The following is an 18,552-nucleotide window of genomic DNA, read 5'->3' on the forward strand; positions in this document are numbered from 1 at the left end:
CGTTGCAGAGGCGTCTTCGGATGCTCCGCTCCTCGAACTTGATGGGGAAGGCTTTTCGGTTGTCGTCGCCACGGATCATCGCAATCCTCTGCCTGCACTGGGTCCGACAGAGGCGTTGCGCGGTACGACCTCTCTCGGCCATGTCATTCTGCGCCACGACACAGATGGAGCTGTCCGCCGAATTGACGCGGCGCATCCTCTGGCAACGCAAGATGGTATCGTTTGGTATCCTGCGCTTGCTATGGCGGCCCTGACCGATGCAGGTAACGATCTTGATCTGCAACTGTGGTTGTCTGCTACCGGAGGGAAGCTGACGGTCGGAGAATCCACCATTCCGCTGGACATGCTGGGTGCGATACCACTCAAGTTCTACGGGCCGGGGGGCACAATCCAGACCTTCTCCGTCACAGAGGTTCAGGACGCAGACCTTGAGGGTAAGATCGTGTTCCTCGGGGCAACCGCGACCGGATTCGGAGACCGGCACGCCACATCGTTCGACGCGGCCTTCCCCGGCGCCGAGCTGCATGCGACGCTTGCCGCGAACATGCTTGAAAAGCGCCTGTTGCGACGTGACGCGGTTGCGTGGTTCTGGGATATCGCACTTGCGCTCGTGGCGAGTACCTTGGGGTTCATCGTGGCCGGAGTGAGCCGACCCTGGCTTGCCCTGTCGGGAACCGCTGCCGTGACAGTTGCACTGGCGGCCGTGTTGCAGGCCGCGTTCATCGCGGGATGGTGGCTGGATGTGACAACTGTGCTGCTTTCGCTGTTGCTCGGGGTCGGATTCGGTGCCGGGCTGCGGCTTTTGGATCATCGCCGTCGCGCGGCGAACCTCGCTCTCTATCATTCACCGCTGTTGGTGGAACGGCTTGCAAGCGCCGCCGATCCCCAGTTCGAAACAGCGGCGCGGCCAGCCGTCGTTCTGTTTGTCGATGTTGAGAATTTTACTGGCTATTCAGAACAGCTGGGCCCCGAAGGCACTGCACAGTTCCTGCGAGTTTTTCATGGCCTGGTCGAACAGACGGTGGAGCCCTTGGGCGGGGTCATTGCGCATTTCGCCGGTGATGGCGCAATGGTTGTCTTTGGTCTGCCGAAACCTCGACCCGATGACGCAACGCAGGCTTTGCGGTTCATCGAAGGTTTGTATGAAAGCGTTGGAAGGGCGGCTGACTGGCCTGGCCTCGGTCTGCGGGTGGGCGGCCACGCTGGCCCCGTTCAGACCGGAGTGGTCGGTGGACGGCATCACAGACAGCTGACCGTAAGCGGTGACGTGGTCAACACCGCCAGCCGATTGCAGGATTTTGCCAAATCCTGCGGTGCGGCCATCGCCCTGTCCGAGGCGCTCGTGCAATCCGAACCGGAAGCACTGGCTCGGGCTGGCAAGCTGGGTCTCAGCCCGTCCGGCCGGCACAAGTTGCGCGGTCGCCAAGAACCGATCCTTGTCTGGACCGACCAGCCAACCAAAAGCTGACGAAGCATATTCGTACTCAGCACGGTTAGGACAGCGATCCTTGGACCAGCTGTGGGGAAAACTGACCAGCCTTGAGGTGCGTTCAGGCGATGAGCCGGCTATCCGACACACCGCTGATCGTCGCGGTGACGATCTGACCTTCGGATTGCGGGTGGCTCAGGCGGACCTCGGTGAATTGTTCCGTCCGGCCCATGACCGGGGTTTCCATCAAAATGCGATGGGTTTTTCCGATCTGCGCTGCGACGTGCTTTTGGACCTGCGCATCGCCCGTCGCACGCAACCGTGCGGCGCGGTCCTTGATGACCTTGCCGTTGACTTGCTGCGGAATGCGCGCCGCTGGCGTGCCGTCACGTCTGGAATAGGGAAAGACGTGCAGCCAGGTCAGGTCGCAGTCGATCACCAGTTTCAACGAATTTTCGAAATGGGCCTCGGTCTCGGTCGGGAAACCGGCGATGATGTCGGCGCCGAATGTCATCTCGGGGCGCAACTTGCGAGCCTCTTCGGCAAATCGGATCGCATCATCGCGCAGGTGGCGCCGCTTCATTCGTTTGAGGATCAGGTCGTCGCCATGCTGCAGGCTGAGGTGCAAATGCGGCATCAGGCGCGGTTCGGTCGCGATGGCCTGCATCAGGTTCTCATCCACCTCGATCGAGTCGATCGAACTGATCCGCAGACGCGGCAGATCGGGCACCAGTTTCAGGATACGCATCACCAGATCGCCCAGCTTGGGTTGAGCGGGCAGGTCAGCACCCCACGAAGTCAGATCGACCCCGGTCAGCACCACCTCGTTAAAGCCGCGATCCACCAGCCGCTTGATCTGGTCCACCACGACGCCGGCTGGGACGCTGCGTGAATTGCCCCGGCCATAGGGAATGATGCAGAAGGTGCAGCGGTGGTCACACCCATTCTGGACCTGTACATAGGCCCGCGAGCGCGTGCCAAAACCGTCGATCAGATGACCGGCGGTTTCAGTGACCGACATGATGTCATCGACCTGCACCGCCTCGGTCCGACCGATGAAATCGGCGGCCATGCCCTTCCAGGTTTCGGGGCGCATCTTTTCGGTGTTGCCGATCACCGCGTCGACCTCGGTCATGGCGGCAAAAGTCTCTGGCTCGGTCTGGGCGGCGCAACCGGTTACGATCAGACGCGCCTGAGGGTTTTCCCGCCGCAGCTTGCGAATTTCCTGTCGCGCCTTGCGCACCGCTTCGGCTGTGACCGCACATGTGTTGACGATCACCGCATCCGCAAGCCCCGCCTGCTGCGAAAGCTCTTTCATCGCTTCGGTTTCATAGGCGTTCAGGCGGCAGCCGAGCGTTGTGAATTTGGGCGCGTTCATTTCAGCCCGTCCAGGAATTCAGGCGTCATCGTGCCCGAGAACACATGGCAGGTCGGCCCGGTCATCCAGACCCCGTCTTCGCGCCACTCGATCCAAAGCGTGCCGCCATCCAGATCAACCCGCACCTTGCGCCCCGTCAGTCCGCGCCGCGCCGCCGCGACAGCAGTCGCGCAGGAAGAAGAACCGGACGCCAGCGTAATGCCGACGCCCCGCTCCCACACGCGCATACGGATATGGTCGGGGCCAACGATCTGGGCCACCTGAACATTTGTCCGCTGCGGATAAAGCGGGTGGTATTCATAACGCGAGCCGAATTCTGTCAACGGAATCGCCTCGGCATCCTCGACGAAGAAGGTACAATGTGGATTGCCCATACCTGTGGCGACCGGCCCGCCTTCGATCGGCAGCTCCAACGTGTCCACGTCTTCGGCCAGTGGAATATCCTGCCAGTCCAGCTGAGGCTGTCCCATGTTCACCGAAGTCAGCCCGTCGCCTACGTCCCTTGCGCGCAGCTCGCCGCGGTCGGTGGTCAGCACCAACTCGGTCTTGCCGGTCTCGGTCATCAGGTGGCGTGCGACGCAACGGGTCGCGTTTCCGCAGGCGGCCGAGGTCGTGCCGTCGGCGTTGTAAAAGACCAGATGCGCATCGCCCTTGCCGTTCTGGATCACGGCCAATTGGTCAAAGCCGACCCCGAACTGGCGATGCGCGATCCCTTGCGCCGCAGCCGGGGTGATTCCGATTTCATGCGCTCGCGCATCAACAATGACAAAGTCATTGCCCAGCCCGTGCATCTTCATGAATGGTAATCCGGTATGTGTCTGATCCTGCATGGCGGGCATATAGCGCTGCTGTAGTGATGAATCCAGCCTGTCGCGATATTTCGCCAAAAAAGGGCTTGACCCCCTCGCGCCACCTCCCTAATTAGGCCGCCTATCGGGTCGCCGGATGGTTCTGAACCAAAGGGGGCGCGCGGTGCAAATAAGGCCTTGAACCTGACCGGTAAAATGCCTTACAGAGCGCCACGGATCGAAAAGATCCAAAAGAGTGGGCCGTTAGCTCAGTTGGTAGAGCAACTGACTTTTAATCAGTGGGTCGCAGGTTCGAATCCTGCACGGCTCACCACTTTTTATAGTAAAACAAAGAGTTCCGCCTCTGGGCTGTTGGCTTGGCAGGCCGTGTGATCGAATTTCACGGAAGAATGTGCTGCAAGGGATTTTGTTTTCTTGTGTTTCATAATTGGGACCAACAATTGACCGTCGATCAATTGTTCATAGGCGCGACCCCTGCCGTCGGAGCCAATCCTGCTAACAATCAATTCTAGCAAACCTGTTGATTGGCAGGGAAAATACGACCCCGCCAAAACTCACCAAGACATGCCCCATGTCGCTTTTCATTCAGAGAATCTCCGCATTCCTCGAAATACTCCACCTGGACACGGTGCCCTGACGTGGCCAGGGCATTTCGTGACCCGCGAGCTTGAAAAGTGTGTCGAGAACAAGAGCCCGATATCGCCGGATACTGGGAATGAACATATCGCGCGAGGAACTGTTCGCTCTCATCTGGTAGAAGCCGACCATCGAGGTCGCGCATGATATCGGAAACCCACAGCGCAAAACTATGGGCAAACTACGCAATCTTATAGGGTGCGCGAAGTGTTATGCGCGCACCTACACAAGCTCAGAAATCCAAATTCTCCACGCTAAGTGCGTTTTGCTGAATGAATTCGCGGCGGGGTTCGACTACATCGCCCATCAGTTTGGTGAACAGATCATCAGCTTCGACCATGTCGTTAACCCGGACCTGCAGCAATGTGCGCGCGTCGGGGTCGAGCGTGGTCTCCCACAGTTGATCCGGGTTCATTTCGCCCAGACCTTTGTAACGCTGCAGCGACAGGCCCTTTTCGCCCTCATCCAAAATCGCCTTGAGCAGCGACAGCGGCCCGTGAATCGCCTGCGAGCGGTCGCGGCGGATCAAGGTGGCGGGAGTGTTATAGATCTCTTGAAGGCTTTGAGTGAAGCTGCCTGTCTTGCGCGCCTCGCCCGAGCGCAGCATCGGACCATCAAGCGTACGCACCTCTTCGACGCCGCGCAGAATGCGGGCCAGACGGATGCCGTGATCCTGAGTTATCCGGCCCTGCCAGCCGCGCTCGTATTCCAGTGCGATCAGATCCAGACGAGCGGCAACCTTGTCGGCCACGCCCTGCAGGTCCGCATCCACCGCACCGGGCACAAAAGCGCCGGCAACGGCAGCCTGTTCAAGAATATGGCGCGGATAATGCGTCGGGAACGCATCCAGAACGCGTTTCAACTGGCGCGCCTCGTCCACAACACGGGTCAGGTCTTGACCGATGATTTCTTCGCCGGTGCCCAGTTTCAGCACCGCGCCCTCGACACCCTGATGGATAAGATAGTCATCCAGCGCTGCCTGATCCTTGAGGTAAACCTCGGACTTGCCGCGCGATACTTTATAAAGCGGCGGCTGCGCGATATAAAGATAACCACCCTCGATCAGTTCCGGCATCTGGCGATAGAAGAAGGTCAAAAGCAGCGTGCGGATATGCGCACCGTCCACGTCCGCGTCGGTCATGATGACGATCTTGTGGTAGCGCAGCTTGCCGATGTTGAACTCGTCCCGTCCGATGCCGGTGCCCAGCGCCATCACGAGGTTGCCGATTTCCTGACTGCCGAGCATCCGATCAAACCGCGCGCGTTCCACGTTCAGGATCTTGCCGCGCAGGGGCAGCACCGCCTGCGTACGCCGGTCGCGGCCCGTTTGTGCCGAGCCACCGGCCGAGTCCCCCTCGACCAGGAACACTTCGGTTTTCGCCGGGTCTTTTTCCGAACAATCTTTGAGCTTCCCTGCCAGATAGTTGACATCCATCGCCGTTTTGCGCCGGGTCAGTTCCCGCGCCTTACGCGCGGCTTCGCGGGCCAGTGCCGCCTCGATGATCTTGCCGACGATCTGCTTGGCTTCGTTCGGGTTCTCTTCGAACCACTCGGCCAGTTTCTCGTTCACCAGGTTCTCGACCGCCGGGCGCACCTCGGAGGAGACCAGCTTGTCCTTGGTCTGGGACGAAAATTTCGGATCAGGCACTTTGACCGACAGAACACAGGTTAGCCCCTCGCGGGCGTCATCGCCGGTGAAGTTGATCTTTTCCCGCTTCGCGATGCCGCTCGACTGGGCATAGTTGTTGATGGTCCGGGTCAGAGCGCCGCGAAATCCCGCCACATGGGTGCCGCCGTCACGCTGCGGGATGTTGTTGGTAAAGGGCAGCACCGTCTCGTGATAGCTGTCGTTCCACCACATCGCGATCTCGACGCCGATATCATCGCGCTCGCCCTTGAAATAGATCGGGGCGGGCATGACCGGGGATTTGGACCGGTCCAGGTATTTGACGAATTCGCGCACGCCGCCCTCATAGAACAGCTCGGTCTCGATCCGCTCGGCCGGGCGCTCGTCGATCAGGATGATGCGCACGCCCGAGTTCAGGAAGGCCAGTTCGCGCAGACGCTTTTCCAGCGTCTCGAACGAGTATTCCAGGTTCGAAAACGTCGAGGTCGAAGCCAGGAACCGCACCTCGGTTCCGGTCCGGTCGCCGCAGTCGCCAACGACTTTCAGGTGCTCGGTCGTCTCACCGCCCTCGAATTTCGCGAAATGCTCCTTGCCCTTGCGCCAGATGCGCAGTTCCAGCCAATCGGATAGTGCGTTCACCACAGAAACACCCACACCATGCAGACCGCCTGAAACCTTGTAGGAATTCGAGTCGAATTTGCCGCCAGCATGCAGTTGGGTCATGATGACCTCGGCTGCGGAAACGCCTTCTTCGGCGTGAATGTCCACCGGAATGCCGCGCCCGTTATCGGCCACGGATACGCTGGAATCGGCGTGGATTTTCACGGTGACATGGTCGGCGTGTCCGGCCAGCGCTTCGTCAATTCCGTTGTCCACCACCTCATAGACCATGTGATGCAGGCCCGAACCGTCATCGGTGTCGCCGATATACATGCCCGGCCGTTTGCGGACGGCCTCCAACCCTTTGAGAACCTTAATGGAATCCGCGCCGTATTCCTGCTGCGCCTGTGCGTCTTGGGACATGCCGTCTGTACCTATATTATTTTGGTAACTTATACGTTTTCTGGTGGGGATTGTCACGCGCTCCCACCAGATTTTGTGCATCGCAACCGTTTTTTGCACACAGCAATTCGGCGCGCGTTTCAGGCTGCATTTTCAGGTAAACGGAATGACCAGACCGACCGCGACAAGCATCGCGCCAGCGGTCAGATTCATTCGCCTCAACGCGGTCGGAGAGGCAAGAAGACGCCGCACCCGGTCAATGAACGCCGCCAGCATCAGATTGCCGAATAACGGCACCAACTGAGACACCAGAACAATGGCGGCAATATCGGGAAGCGTGACGGCGGAGAGGTCAAAAAAGCCGGGTAGAATGCCCATGTAAAACAGCACGGCCTTGGGATTGCCAAGGATCACGACCAGCCCCGCCAGAAACCCCGCCCACTTGCCGGGGCGGGTCATCCGGCTGTCGGCGTGCAAGGTCTGGCCGGCCTTGCGGATCGTCGCGATGCCCAGCCAGACAAACACCAGCACCGCAACGCCTTTCAACACGACCGCCAGTTGCACCGACGCCGCCGTGATCCAACTGACTCCGGCGATGGCCAGCACCGGCCACAGCATGTCGCCCACCACAACGCCCAGCGTCAGAGGCCACGCGGCCTGAAACCCGCCTGTCAGCGTGCGCGCGGTCAATGCCAGCCAGACCGGCCCCGGCGTCAGGAACAGAACGAAAACCGCACTGGCATAAAGCAGCAGATCCACCGTTGAGAGTGTCATGTCTGCAAAACCTCCGACACGCCTTCATGATCGTGAACCTCGATCATCTGCGCCCGCGCACCCAGTTCCGCGAACAGTTCCGGTTCGGTCCCGGTCATCCAGGCCTGTGCCCCAAGGGCGCAAATCTCGTCATAAAGCGCCGCGCGACGCTCCGCGTCCAGATGGGCGGAAACCTCGTCCAGCAACACGATCGGGGGTGCGCCGACCAGGTCCGACAAGGCGCGTGCGTTGGACAGGATCAGCGACACCAGCAGGGCCTTTTGCTCTCCGGTCGAACAATCCTTGGCCGGAACCCCCTTGGCAGCAAATACGCCATAAAGATCGGTGCGATGCGGCCCGACCAGCGTGCGCCCGGCGGCCAGATCGCGAAACCGGCTTTCTGTAAGAGCGTCCCGCAGATCCGCAACCGTATCCGGCATTGCTCCTTCGGTTTGCACCAGCTCCAGTTCGGCCGAGGGAAACGTTGTTTCGGCCTGTGTCTGTGCGGTGCGGATGTGATCCAGCGCCGCAATCCGCGCCTGATGGATGCGGTGCCCGGCTTCGGCCATCTGGTCTTCCAGCGCACGGTACCAATGCGGGTCCCGCACGTTTTCCTTCAACAGTCGGTTCCGTTCACGCATGGACTTTTCATAAGCCAATACAGACTCGGCGTGATCGGGGTCAAAACTCAGCGTCAGCCGGTCCAGAAACCTTCGCCGCCCATCGGCCGCTTCGATCCAAAGACGGTCCATCGACGGGATCAGCCACACAACGCGCGCCAGCCTGCCCAGTTCGATCTGGCTGGCGGACTTGCCATCAATCCGAACCTGCCGCGCCGCTCCGCCCTCGGACCATGTTTCGACTTCGTATTGCCGCCCCTGCCGTTGCAACAGACCGGACAGTTTCCATCCCGGGGCCTCTGGTCTCCGCACCATCTCGGCGGCACTCGCTCGCCGCAGCCCGCGACCCGGCGAAAACAGCGATACCGCTTCCAGAATGTTGGTCTTGCCGGCCCCGTTCGCCCCGTGAATCGCCACCGGGCGTCCGTCAAGTGTCAACCGCGCCAGCTTGTGCGAGCGAAAATGCGAGACCGTAAGTTCGGTCAGGGCCAATCCCATGACCCCTCCCTTCATCTTTTCAAAAAAACTCCCGCCGGAGGCATCGCGCTTCAGCGCGATCAGACGCGCATCGGCATGACGACATAGACTGCGCTATGGTCGTTGCCTTCACGCATCAGCGTCGGATCTCCGGCCGAGTTGAACAGGAACACGGCGTTTTCGCGGTCCACCTGGCTGGCAATCTCCAGCAGGTATTTTGCGTTGAACCCGATCTCCAGCCGTTCGTCTCCATAGGCGACGGCCAGTTCTTCCTCTGCCGCGCCGCTGTCAGGGGCATTGACCGACAGGATCAGCTTGTCACCGTCCAGCTGCAGCTTGACCGCACGCGAACGCTCCGACGACACGGTTGCGACCCGATCCACAGCCTGCGCGAATTCAGCGGCATCCACTTCCATCTTGCGGTTGTTGGCCTGCGGAATAACGCGGGTGTAGTCGGGGAAGGTTCCATCGATCACCTTCGATGTCAGGGTGATGTCCGGCGTCGCAAAACGCACCTTGGTCTCGCTGACCGAAACCGCGATGTCCATGTCATCGTCTTCCAGAAGCTTGCGCAATTCACCCACGGTCTTGCGCGGCACGATCACGCCGGGCATGTCGGCGGCGTTTTCCGGCAGGTCGGCATCGATCCGCGCCAACCGGTGCCCGTCCGTTGCCACACAGCGCAACACTTTGCCGCCTTCGGAACCGTCAGCCACATGCATGTAGACGCCGTTCAGATAATACCGCGTTTCTTCGGTCGATATGGCGAATTTCGATTTGTCGAACAGGCGGCGCAGCAACGCGGCGGGGGCCGAGAAATTCGACTGGTATTCCGATGACGCCATCACCGGGAAATCTTCCTTGGGCAGGGTCGCCAGCGAAAAGTTCGATCGCCCCGCCTCGACTGTCAGGCGGCCTGCGGCGCTGTCGGCAGTCAGCGTGACCAGCGCCCCATCAGGCAATTTCCGCACGATTTCGTGCAGGGTGGTGGCTGCAACGGTGGTCGCCCCGGCACGTTCCACCTGGGCAGGCGCCTTGTCGACAACTTCTATATCCAGGTCGGTGGCGCGGAACTGCACCTGATCGCCGTCGGCTTCGATCAGAACGTTCGCCAGAATCGGGATGGTGTTGCGACGTTCCACAACGGACTGGGCCTGCGACACGGCCTTGAGCAATGTGCCGCGTTCGATGCTGATCTTCATACCCTCAATTCCTCTGACATAAGCCGGGATAGGCAAACTAGCGGTTTACCCCTGCGGCACAAGGTTTTTTTACGGATTTCTCGGCTGGAATGCACAAACCGTCAAGGGGCAGGTGACTTGCAGGGCACACATCTGTTGCAACCATGAGTCTATCCGCACAAAAAAAAACGCCCCGGAGCAGAACTCCGGGGCGCAAACTGAACCGAAGGTGAGCGGTGTTCAGGCTTCCAGCGCCCGGCGCAGCATTTCCACGTCTTCCGCGATCTGGCCGTCGGTCACTTTCAGCTCCTCGATGCGTTTGACACCATGCATCACCGTGGTGTGGTCACGCCCGCCAAAGCGGCGGCCAATCTCGGGCAGGGACCGGCTGGTCAGCTGCTTGCACAGGTACATCGCAACCTGGCGCGGGCGCGCATAAGACCGCAGGCGCTTGGGTCCGATGATGTCGCTGAGGCGGATGTTGTAATAGTCAGACACCTTGCGCTGGATTTCCTCGACCGTGATCTTGCGTTCCGAAGCCCGCAGCACATCGGCCAGGCAATCCTGAGTCAGTTCCATGTCGATCTCGCGCCCGACCAGCGAGGCAAAGGCAAACAGGCGGGTCAGCGCGCCTTCAAGCACGCGGACATTGGTCGAAATGCGATGCGCCAGGAACTCCAGAACACCATCGGCAATTTTCAGGTCGGGATATGTTGCGCGATGCATCTGCACCTTGTTTTGCAGGATGCCCAGGCGCAACTCATAATCCGTCGGGTGCAGATCCACGACAAGGCCGCATTGCAGGCGCGATTTGACCCGGTCTTCCAGATCCTTGATTTCCCCCGGCGCGCGGTCGGCCGAGATGATGATCTGTTTGTTCTGATCCACCAGCGCGTTGAAGGTGTGAAAGAACTCTTCCTGGGTCGAATCCTTGCCGGCGATGAATTGCACGTCATCCACCATAAGCACGTCGACGGAACGGAAGAGATGTTTGAAATCCATCATCCGGCGTTCGCGCAGGGCCTGCACAAACCGGTACATGAACTGTTCGGCGGACAGGTAAAGAACGTTCAGATCGGGCCGCTTGGCTTTCAGTTCCCAGGCGATGGCGTGCATCAGGTGCGTCTTACCAAGGCCCACACCGCCATAAAGGACCAGCGGGTTGAAGGTGACCGGCCCGCCTTCGGACACGCGGCGCGCGGCAGCATGGGCCAGTTCGTTCGGTTTACCCACCACGAATGTGTCAAAGGTAAAGCGGGTATCCAGCGGTGCGGCCTGCAGCGAATCCGCGACTGGATTTGCGATGCCATTGAATGCCGTTTGTATCTCTTCCTTCGCGACAGCAGGCTCTTCTTCAGGACTTGCAGGGCGGGCCGGGAAATTGGCCGCAACGCGAAACGCCAAACGCTTCACTGCGGCGCCGGCTGTATTCAGTTCATAAAGAATGAGGTCGGCAAAGTTCTGGCTGACGTAATTGCCCATGAAATTCGTCGGAACAGAAAAAACCGCAACCCCATCCTGCAGCTCCTGAAATTCCAGCGGTTCGATCCACGTGGTATAGTTGTTCTTTCCAACCGCCTTCAGCAACTTGTTGCGAAGCTGTCCCCATTTCTCTTGTGTCATCCAGCGCCTCACGCATCCCAATTGTTGGCTTTTCGCCTTATTCATCATCTTGTCCCCAGCGTTATGGGGTGGATTCACAAGCACAACAGTACCGTTTCGCCGAACAGAATCGGCGAAGATACCCTCCGGGTACGCAATAGCGCAGGCCGAATACTCCGACTACAACATCAAAAACACGAGTTGTGCCCGGAACTCAGGCCAACAGCTACTATCACAGTCTTAGACAGGGCTTGAATTCCGGTTTCCCGAAACTCCAAGCAGACCGGACCCGGCTTTGCGCCAGTATCCGACATTCGCTTCCGTCCTAACCTGATGCCCGTCAGGTTCGCCCGAAAACAGCCTGTCCCCCCAAGCGAGTGAATCGCTGGAACAGTGGTAGCAAGCCGAGGCGCGCGGCGGCAACGAAACTCTGGTATTGACTCGGATTTTTGTCGGAAAGAATCTCTGGGTTTCCTGAGGGCGCGGCTTTCCGGCAACAGCACGAAAAAAGGCGCCGCAGAATCGCGGCGCCCTCAAACTGAGAATCGTCAAAAGTTGACGCAGCGTTAGCCCAGCGCTTTGACGCGGGCCGACAGGCGCGACATTTTACGCGACGCGGTGTTCTTGTGGAAAACGCCTTTGGAGACGCCGCGCATCAGCTCGGGCTGAGCCGCGCGCAAAGCGGTGGTTGCGGCATCCTTGTCACCTGACGCAATTGCTTCTTCGACCTTGCGCAGGAAGGTGCGGATGCGCGAACGACGTGCTTTGTTGATTGCGAAACGCTTTTCGTTCTGACGAGCGCGTTTCTTTGCCTGAGGCGAATTTGCCATGTGTCTCTGACCTTTCGGTTCGGTTTGTCTCGGGTCGCGCACGGCAAATGCCGCACCGGGTCAGGGATCACGGGTGTGATTCTGGCCAAAGCGGGCCGCACGCGCATGTATAGCGGCGCTGACTATCCAAGTTTCCCCGGTTTGCCAAGTCGATTCTTGGGAAAACCGACCAAACATGAAAAAGGCGGGCCGTGGCCCGCCCGAATCCCCGATGACGGGTCTGTTATTTATCCCGGAACTGCGCGGTGCGTTTTTCCAGAAACGCGGTCATGCCTTCCTTTTGGTCCTCGGTCGCAAACATCGAGTGGAACACACGGCGTTCGAACAGCATGCCCTCGCTCAACGGCAGTTCATAGCTGCGGTTCACGGCTTCTTTCGCCGCCATCGCCGTCAGCATGGATTTCTCGGCGATCTTCTGTGCCGCGCCAATCGCTTCTTCGACGAGTTTTTTGGCAGGCACAACGCGGCTGACAAGTCCGGCGCGCTCGGCTTCTTCGGCATCCATGAACCGGCCCGTCAGGTTCATGTCCATCGACTTGGACTTGCCGACAAACCGGGTCAGGCGCTGGCTTCCGCCCATACCAGCGATGACGCCCAGATTGATCTCGGGCTGACCGAACTTGGCGGTGTCCGCGGCAATGATGAAATCGCACATCATCGCCAGTTCGCAACCGCCGCCCAGGGCATACCCGCCAACAGCCGCGATGATCGGCTTGCGGATCGCGGTGATCCGGTCATTGGCATCGGCAAACAGGTTGGTGGTGTAGACATCCACAAAACTCATCTCCGACATTTCCTTGATGTCGGCGCCCGCGGCAAAGGCCTTGTCCGAGCCGGTAATGACGATGCAGCGCACCTTGTCGTTGGCGTCAGCCTCTTCCAGAGCGGTGCACAGCTCTCCCAGAAGTTGGGTGTTCAAGGCGTTCAGCGCGTCCGGGCGATCCAGTCTGATCAGAGCAACGTGTTCGTCGATTTCGACGATGATCGTCTCAAAGGCCATGTGGCATATGCTTTCGGTTGTTCCGTTCAGGGATGATTCCTTACCACGCGAGAATGCGGGATCAAGCTATCTTTGGCATTGCGCGCAGTAAAAGGACGATCGGCCGGATTGGGTGATTCTCTTGATTTCACCGGTGCATTCCGGTGTCCGGCAGGGCAGTCCCTCGCGCCCATAGACATCAAAGCTGTGCTGAAAATATCCAAGCTCTCCATCAGCTTGCCGGAAATCGCGCAGGGAAGATCCGCCCGCCTCGATGGCCTCCTGCAATACCTGCCGAATGATCGGGACCAGCGCCGCGACGCGATCCTTGGAAATTTGCCCGGCCTTGCGACGTGGCGATATCCCGGCGCGAAACAATGCCTCGCAGACATAGATATTGCCCAGCCCCGCGACGATTCCCTGATCCAGAAGGGCGGATTTGGCCGGTGTGTTCTTGTTGCGGAACGAGTCGACCAGGTGCTGCTCGTGAAAGTCGTTGCCAAGCGGTTCCGGGCCAAGAACGGCCAACAGCTTGTGCGCCTCCGACGTCGCAGTCGGCATCAGGTCCATCGCCCCAAAGCGGCGTGGGTCGTTAAAGGTGATCCGCGCGCCGTTGGCCATGTGGAACACCACGTGGTCATGTTTTTGCAGTGCGGGATGATCATGCGCGAATTGCCCCAGCGGATCGCCCGAGACCGTCATCCGGCCCGACATGCCCAGATGGATCAGCAGCGTCTCGCCGCTTGCCAGATCGGCCAGGATGTATTTCGACCGCCGCCGCAGTCGTTCTACCCGCTGCCCGCTCAGCCGTTCGGCCATCCGTTCGGGGAAAGGCCAGCGCAGATCCGGCCGGTTCACATCCGCCTTTTCGATCACCACGCCCTCCATCGCAGGACTCAGGCCGCGTCTTACTGTCTCGACCTCGGGCAGTTCAGGCATCTTGGATCGCCCTTTTCGGCTTGTTGATCATTCGCAACATCATAGCCAATTTAGGATCTTTCTGCGCCAACTTCTCCAAAAGCTGCCCATAGCCTGACATCCGAGAAACCACGCGGATTCTCTGGCCATCCAGAAATTCAAGATACACGCCCCCTGCAATGGTCTTGCTGATCGGTCGAACCTTGCTCAGCTTTGACAATGAAGCAGACACAACGGGGCGAAACAGCGCACGCTTTTCGATGGTTTCGCCGTCATACTTAATGCGCGTAAAGGAAAACATGATGAGCCACATGCTCATCAGGCTGAACATCACACCCGCGATTACTGAAACCCATGCTCGGGCGTCCTGCAGTCCTTTGGATGCAACGAATATGGCCCCGCCACCAAAGAACACCAAACAGAACAATGCTATGGGAATGACCTTTATCGGCCGCATGATCAGAATTTCTGTATGGCCGATTCCCGTAGGATGCGAGCGTTTTCCCCGCTTGGCCGCAATTTCCCATCCAGCATAGTTCTGTTTCTGAGATCGATTCAGCCCATGTCGGATCAACCGGTACTTCATCCAGGTTATTAAAAGCCCAACAAGAAATATCCCTGTGAACAGCTTCGGATTCGACTGAAAAGCCTGCTGAATGGAAAGAAGGCTCTGCCCAAAGTTTTCAAACATATGACCGCGATGTTTTGTGCGTTTGTGAATCTGAGGCGGACGCTATATCTGGGGCACAAGTGAATCAAGGTGCCCGACATGTCAGAAGACAAGACCACCCATTTCGGCTTCGAAACCGTCCGTGAGGCCGACAAGGCCGGGCGCGTGCAGGGCGTGTTCAATTCGGTCGCCTCGAAATACGACGTGATGAACGACGTCATGTCGATGGGCATCCACCGGGTCTGGAAGGATGCGATGATGGATTGGCTGGCCCCACGCCCCGGACAGCGCCTGCTGGATGTGGCGGGGGGTACCGGCGACATCTCCTTCCGGTTTCTGAAGCGTGCGGGCCACGGACATGCCACCGTTCTGGACCTGACCGAACCGATGCTGGTCGAGGGTCGCAAGCGCGCCGAGGCCGAGCAGATGGTGGCAAGCCTTGACTGGGTGGTGGGTGACGCGATGGCGTTGCCCTTCGACAACAACACATTCGATGTCTACACGATCTCGTTTGGCATCCGGAACGTGACCCGCCCGCAAGACGCTCTGAATGAGGCCTATCGCGTGTTAAAGCCCGGTGGCCGCCTGATGGTGCTGGAATTCAGCCAATTGCCCAATGATGGGCTGCAAAAGCTCTACGACCTATACAGTTTCAACGTCATCCCGCGCATGGGCAAGCTGATCGCCAATGACTATGACAGCTATCAGTATCTGGTGGAATCGATCCGCAAATTCCCGGATCAAGAGACCTTTTTGAACATGGTCCGCGCAGCCGGTTTCGAAAACGCCAAGTACCGCAACCTCAGCATGGGTATCGCCGCGCTGCATTCGGGCTGGAAGATCTGACGGATGCGCGGCCCTCACAACATCATCCGCCTGATCCGGACAGGCGCCACGCTGGAGCGCACCGGCGCCATGAACGTCGTGCTCGACGCGTTCGAGGCCCCACGCGCCATTCGCATTCTGGCCCATACGCTTGGCAAGCCGTTCCAGTGGCTGGGCTACAAGGGCGACCCGTCGATGCCGCCCGCAACCCGCGCGCTAACCGCGCTGGGCCCGGCCTATATCAAGTTCGGTCAGGTGCTTTCGACCCGGCCCGACGTGGTTGGCGTCGAACTGGCCGATCAGCTGCGCGTTCTGCAGGACAAGCTGCCACCATTTTCGCGCGCCGAGGCAATGAAAGAGGTCACCAAGGAACTCGGCCGTTCCACGGATGAACTGTTCTCGGAATTCAGCGAACCGATCGCCGCCGCCTCGATCGCGCAGGTCCACAAGGCGAAACTGGCCGATACCGGAGAAGAGGTTGCCGTCAAGGTCCTGCGCCCCGGTATCGAGCGCGCGTTTCGCAAGGATGTCGACGCCTTCTATTTCGCCGCGCGGATTGTCGACCTGTTCGCGCCCGGTGCCCGCCGTCTGCGCCCGCTGGACGTGATCGAACATTTTGACGGTGTCGTTCGTGGCGAGTTGGATTTACGCCTGGAAAGCGCCGCGGCTTCGGAATACGCGGCCAACACCAAGGATGACAAAGGGTTTTGGCTGCCGCCGGTGCTGTGGTCGCTATCGGCACGACGGGTGATGACGCTCAGCTGGGCCGACGGCATCGCGCTGGGCGACAATGACGCGCTGGATGCCGCCAATCACGACCGTGCGGACCTGGCCCGCAGGGTTCTGCGCATGTTTCTGTCGCACGCGCTGCGCGACGGTTTTTTTCACGCCGACATGCATCAGGGCAACCTCAAGGTCGCCGCAAATGGTGACATCATTGCTTATGACTACGGCATCATGGGCCATATCGACGAATATACCCGCCGGGTCTATGCCGAGATCCTGTTCGGGTTTATCCGCCGCGATTACAAACGTGTGGCCGAGGTGCATTTCGAAGCCGGCTACGTCCCTGCCAATCAGGATGTCGACGAGTTTGCCCGCGCCCTGCGCGCTGTGGGCGAGCCGATCTTTGGCATGGACGCCACCCATATCTCCATGGGCCGGTTGCTGAGTTATCTGTTCGAAGTCACCGAACGGTTCGGAATGGAAACCCGGACCGAGCTGATCCTGCTGCAGCGCACAATGGTGGTGGTCGAAGGTGTGGCGCGCTCGCTCGATTCGCACATCAACATCTGGGAAGTGGCCCGGCCCGTGGTCGAGGACTATATCAAACAGTCCATTGGCCCCCGTGCCATGGTCCGCGACCTGGGGAAAACAGCGCTGGTGCTGGCCCGTTTTGGCCCGCGCCTGCCCGGTCTGGTCGAAAACGCGCTCATGGCGCAAACCCAATCGGAAGAAAACAACAAGCCCGGCATCGGCGCGATACTTTGGCCCGCGCTGATCGGTGCCGTCGTCGGTGGCGGTCTGGTGCTGGCGATCAGCGCGTTGATCTGACCGCCGCGCGGGGGCTTGGCGCCCCCGGCGTTTCTTGCATCAAAGCCGCTCGATGGCGAGGGCAATTCCCTGACCGCCGCCGATGCACATGGTGATCAGCGCCTTGGAACCGCCGGTGCGTTCCAGCTCATAAAGCGCCTTGACGGTGATGATCGCACCGGTCGCCCCGACCGGATGGCCCAGCGCGATCGCGCCACCGTTGGGATTCACTATGGCCGGGTCCAGGCCAAGCTCCTTGTTCACGGCCACGGCCTGCGCTGCGAATGCCTCGTTGCTTTCGATCACGTCGAAATCGCTGACTGACAATCCGGTTTTGGCCAAAAGGTTCTGAACCGCAGGCACCGGTCCGATGCCCATCACTTCGGGACGCACGCCCGCAAGGGCATAGCCCAGAATGCGCGCCTTGGGTTTCAATCCCGCCTTTTCGGCAGCACCCGCCGTCGCCAGCACCAGTGCCGCCGCGCCGTCATTGATGCCCGAAGCATTCCCCGCCGTCACCCTGCCATCCTTCTTGAACACGGCTTTCAGACCGGCCAGAGCCTCGGCAGTGGTTGCCTTGGGATGTTCGTCGACCTTGAAATCGATCATGTCGCGTTTGACCTTGACCTGCACCGGCGCGATCTGGCTGTCGAAATAACCGGCTTCGATTGCGGCAGCGGCGCGGGTCTGGCTGGTCAGCGCAAATGCATCCATCTGTTCGCGGCTGACCTGATGTTCATCGGCGACATTCTCGGCGGTGACACCCATATGCCCTGTCCCGAACGGGCAGTTCAGCGCCCCCAGCATCATGTCCAGCGATTTCACGTCACCCATTTTCGCGCCCCAGCGGGCCTGTGTCATGAGGAACGGGCTGCGCGACATGCTTTCCGCTCCGCCGGCAAGCGCGAAATCGGCGTCGCCCACCATCAGGGCCTGCACCGACGACACGATGGCCTGAGCACCCGACCCGCACAACCGGTTCACGTTCATCGCCGGTGTGCCGTTCGGAATGCCCGCCTGCATTGCAGCGACGCGGGATAAATACATGTCGCGCGGCTCGGTATTGATCACATGGCCGAACACGACATGGCCAATCTGCGCCCCCTCGACGCCCGCGCGTTCCAGCGCCGCCTCGGTCGCGACGGTGGCGAGGTCAATTGGGGCGGTCGAGGCCAGCGCCCCGCCAAATGTGCCGATGGCGGTGCGTGCGCCATCCAGGATTACGATGTCGGTCATGTCTCACTCCTCTCGATTCCGCGCCATTATGCACCTGCAGCATTGCC

At 59.8% G+C, this 18,552-nt stretch carries 15 protein-coding genes and 1 tRNA gene; 4 read left to right on the top strand and 12 right to left on the bottom strand.

Annotated elements, in window-relative coordinates:
* Window positions 1-1,468: adenylate/guanylate cyclase domain-containing protein (locus AC2FLX_RS07450; RefSeq protein ID WP_496875400.1), on the top strand; the 1,468-nt coding region annotated here is incomplete at its 5' end.
* An 82-nt stretch (window positions 1,469-1,550) separates the two neighbouring features.
* Here AC2FLX_RS07450 and mtaB read toward each other — a convergent pair.
* Together mtaB and dapF are read right to left on the bottom strand one after the other, a co-directional pair.
* On the bottom strand, window positions 1,551-2,807 hold the full coding sequence (mtaB, locus tag AC2FLX_RS07455) for a tRNA (N(6)-L-threonylcarbamoyladenosine(37)-C(2))-methylthiotransferase MtaB (RefSeq protein ID WP_496811369.1): 1,257 nt from the start codon (window positions 2,805-2,807) through the stop codon (window positions 1,551-1,553).
* Complete coding sequence (gene dapF, locus AC2FLX_RS07460) at window positions 2,804-3,646, bottom strand: diaminopimelate epimerase (protein WP_480748985.1); 843 nt, start codon at window positions 3,644-3,646, stop codon at window positions 2,804-2,806. Before dapF ends, mtaB begins: the two co-directional genes overlap by 4 nt.
* Before the next feature lie 207 nt (window positions 3,647-3,853).
* On the opposite strand from dapF, the gene AC2FLX_RS07465 reads away from it, so the two are divergent.
* Window positions 3,854-3,929: transfer RNA gene (locus AC2FLX_RS07465), tRNA-Lys, on the top strand.
* Between the two features lie 555 nt (window positions 3,930-4,484).
* Here the strand turns inward: AC2FLX_RS07465 and gyrB are convergent.
* From gyrB to AC2FLX_RS07510, 9 genes are all read right to left on the bottom strand, one after another.
* Window positions 4,485-6,902: a DNA topoisomerase (ATP-hydrolyzing) subunit B gene (gyrB, locus tag AC2FLX_RS07470; RefSeq protein WP_480748959.1), complete on the bottom strand. Its 2,418-nt coding sequence runs from the start codon at window positions 6,900-6,902 to the stop codon at window positions 4,485-4,487.
* 132 nt (window positions 6,903-7,034) lie between these two features.
* Entirely contained in the window at window positions 7,035-7,655 is a 621-nt protein-coding gene (locus AC2FLX_RS07475) for a LysE family translocator (RefSeq protein ID WP_480748958.1), read from the bottom strand.
* Window positions 7,652-8,752: a DNA replication/repair protein RecF gene (gene recF / locus AC2FLX_RS07480; protein WP_496745400.1), complete on the bottom strand. Its 1,101-nt coding sequence runs from the start codon at window positions 8,750-8,752 to the stop codon at window positions 7,652-7,654. The genes AC2FLX_RS07475 and recF overlap by 4 nt, the downstream gene beginning before the upstream one ends.
* 59 nt (window positions 8,753-8,811) lie before the next feature.
* A complete protein-coding gene (gene dnaN / locus AC2FLX_RS07485; RefSeq protein WP_480748956.1) occupies window positions 8,812-9,933 on the bottom strand; it encodes a DNA polymerase III subunit beta in 1,122 nt (373 codons plus the stop codon).
* A 219-nt stretch (window positions 9,934-10,152) separates the two neighbouring features.
* On the bottom strand, window positions 10,153-11,535 hold the full coding sequence (dnaA, locus tag AC2FLX_RS07490) for a chromosomal replication initiator protein DnaA (protein ID WP_496811201.1): 1,383 nt from the start codon (window positions 11,533-11,535) through the stop codon (window positions 10,153-10,155).
* A 545-nt stretch (window positions 11,536-12,080) separates the two neighbouring features.
* The gene (gene rpsT / locus AC2FLX_RS07495) at window positions 12,081-12,344 is read right to left on the bottom strand and encodes a 30S ribosomal protein S20 (RefSeq protein WP_480748954.1); all 264 of its coding nucleotides are present in this window, start codon (window positions 12,342-12,344) and stop codon (window positions 12,081-12,083) included.
* A 223-nt stretch (window positions 12,345-12,567) separates the two neighbouring features.
* The gene (acuK, locus tag AC2FLX_RS07500) at window positions 12,568-13,344 is read right to left on the bottom strand and encodes an acryloyl-CoA hydratase (RefSeq protein WP_480748953.1); all 777 of its coding nucleotides are present in this window, start codon (window positions 13,342-13,344) and stop codon (window positions 12,568-12,570) included.
* Window positions 13,345-13,410: 66 nt separating this feature from the next.
* Window positions 13,411-14,262: a bifunctional DNA-formamidopyrimidine glycosylase/DNA-(apurinic or apyrimidinic site) lyase gene (mutM, locus tag AC2FLX_RS07505; protein ID WP_480748952.1), complete on the bottom strand. Its 852-nt coding sequence runs from the start codon at window positions 14,260-14,262 to the stop codon at window positions 13,411-13,413.
* Window positions 14,255-14,932: a hypothetical protein gene (locus AC2FLX_RS07510; RefSeq protein ID WP_496811202.1), complete on the bottom strand. Its 678-nt coding sequence runs from the start codon at window positions 14,930-14,932 to the stop codon at window positions 14,255-14,257. Before AC2FLX_RS07510 ends, mutM begins: the two co-directional genes overlap by 8 nt.
* 78 nt (window positions 14,933-15,010) lie before the next feature.
* On the opposite strand from AC2FLX_RS07510, the gene ubiE reads away from it, so the two are divergent.
* Window positions 15,011-15,757 (top strand): bifunctional demethylmenaquinone methyltransferase/2-methoxy-6-polyprenyl-1,4-benzoquinol methylase UbiE, encoded by a 747-nt coding sequence (gene ubiE, locus AC2FLX_RS07515; protein ID WP_496807964.1) that lies wholly within the window; start codon window positions 15,011-15,013, stop codon window positions 15,755-15,757.
* Window positions 15,758-15,760: 3 nt separating this feature from the next.
* Window positions 15,761-17,290: a 2-polyprenylphenol 6-hydroxylase gene (gene ubiB, locus AC2FLX_RS07520; protein WP_496745391.1), complete on the top strand. Its 1,530-nt coding sequence runs from the start codon at window positions 15,761-15,763 to the stop codon at window positions 17,288-17,290.
* Between the two features lie 39 nt (window positions 17,291-17,329).
* Here the strand turns inward: ubiB and AC2FLX_RS07525 are convergent, their stop codons facing one another.
* Window positions 17,330-18,505 carry an acetyl-CoA C-acyltransferase family protein gene (locus AC2FLX_RS07525; RefSeq protein ID WP_496811203.1) on the bottom strand — a complete coding sequence of 392 codons (1,176 nt, stop codon included), beginning with the start codon at window positions 18,503-18,505 and terminating at the stop codon, window positions 17,330-17,332.
* Window positions 18,506-18,552 lie beyond the last annotated feature (47 nt).

It is taken from the genome of Ruegeria sp. YKSF57, assembly GCF_059612585.1.

Excerpts from the sequence above, each read along its gene's own strand:
- mtaB (WP_496811369.1), bottom strand. The coding sequence starts at position 2,807 with ATGAACGCGCCCAAATTCACAACGCTCGGCTGCCGCCTGAACGCCTAT.
- dapF (WP_480748985.1), bottom strand. The coding sequence starts at position 3,646 with ATGCCCGCCATGCAGGATCAGACACATACCGGATTACCATTCATGAAG.
- gyrB (WP_480748959.1), bottom strand. The coding sequence starts at position 6,902 with ATGTCCCAAGACGCACAGGCGCAGCAGGAATACGGCGCGGATTCCATT.
- AC2FLX_RS07475 (WP_480748958.1), bottom strand. The coding sequence starts at position 7,655 with ATGACACTCTCAACGGTGGATCTGCTGCTTTATGCCAGTGCGGTTTTC.
- recF (WP_496745400.1), bottom strand. The coding sequence starts at position 8,752 with ATGGGATTGGCCCTGACCGAACTTACGGTCTCGCATTTTCGCTCGCAC.
- dnaN (WP_480748956.1), bottom strand. The coding sequence starts at position 9,933 with ATGAAGATCAGCATCGAACGCGGCACATTGCTCAAGGCCGTGTCGCAG.
- dnaA (WP_496811201.1), bottom strand. The coding sequence starts at position 11,535 with ATGACACAAGAGAAATGGGGACAGCTTCGCAACAAGTTGCTGAAGGCG.
- rpsT (WP_480748954.1), bottom strand. The coding sequence starts at position 12,344 with ATGGCAAATTCGCCTCAGGCAAAGAAACGCGCTCGTCAGAACGAAAAG.
- acuK (WP_480748953.1), bottom strand. The coding sequence starts at position 13,344 with ATGGCCTTTGAGACGATCATCGTCGAAATCGACGAACACGTTGCTCTG.
- mutM (WP_480748952.1), bottom strand. The coding sequence starts at position 14,262 with ATGCCTGAACTGCCCGAGGTCGAGACAGTAAGACGCGGCCTGAGTCCT.
- AC2FLX_RS07510 (WP_496811202.1), bottom strand. The coding sequence starts at position 14,932 with ATGTTTGAAAACTTTGGGCAGAGCCTTCTTTCCATTCAGCAGGCTTTT.
- ubiE (WP_496807964.1), top strand. The coding sequence starts at position 15,011 with ATGTCAGAAGACAAGACCACCCATTTCGGCTTCGAAACCGTCCGTGAG.
- ubiB (WP_496745391.1), top strand. The coding sequence starts at position 15,761 with ATGCGCGGCCCTCACAACATCATCCGCCTGATCCGGACAGGCGCCACG.
- AC2FLX_RS07525 (WP_496811203.1), bottom strand. The coding sequence starts at position 18,505 with ATGACCGACATCGTAATCCTGGATGGCGCACGCACCGCCATCGGCACA.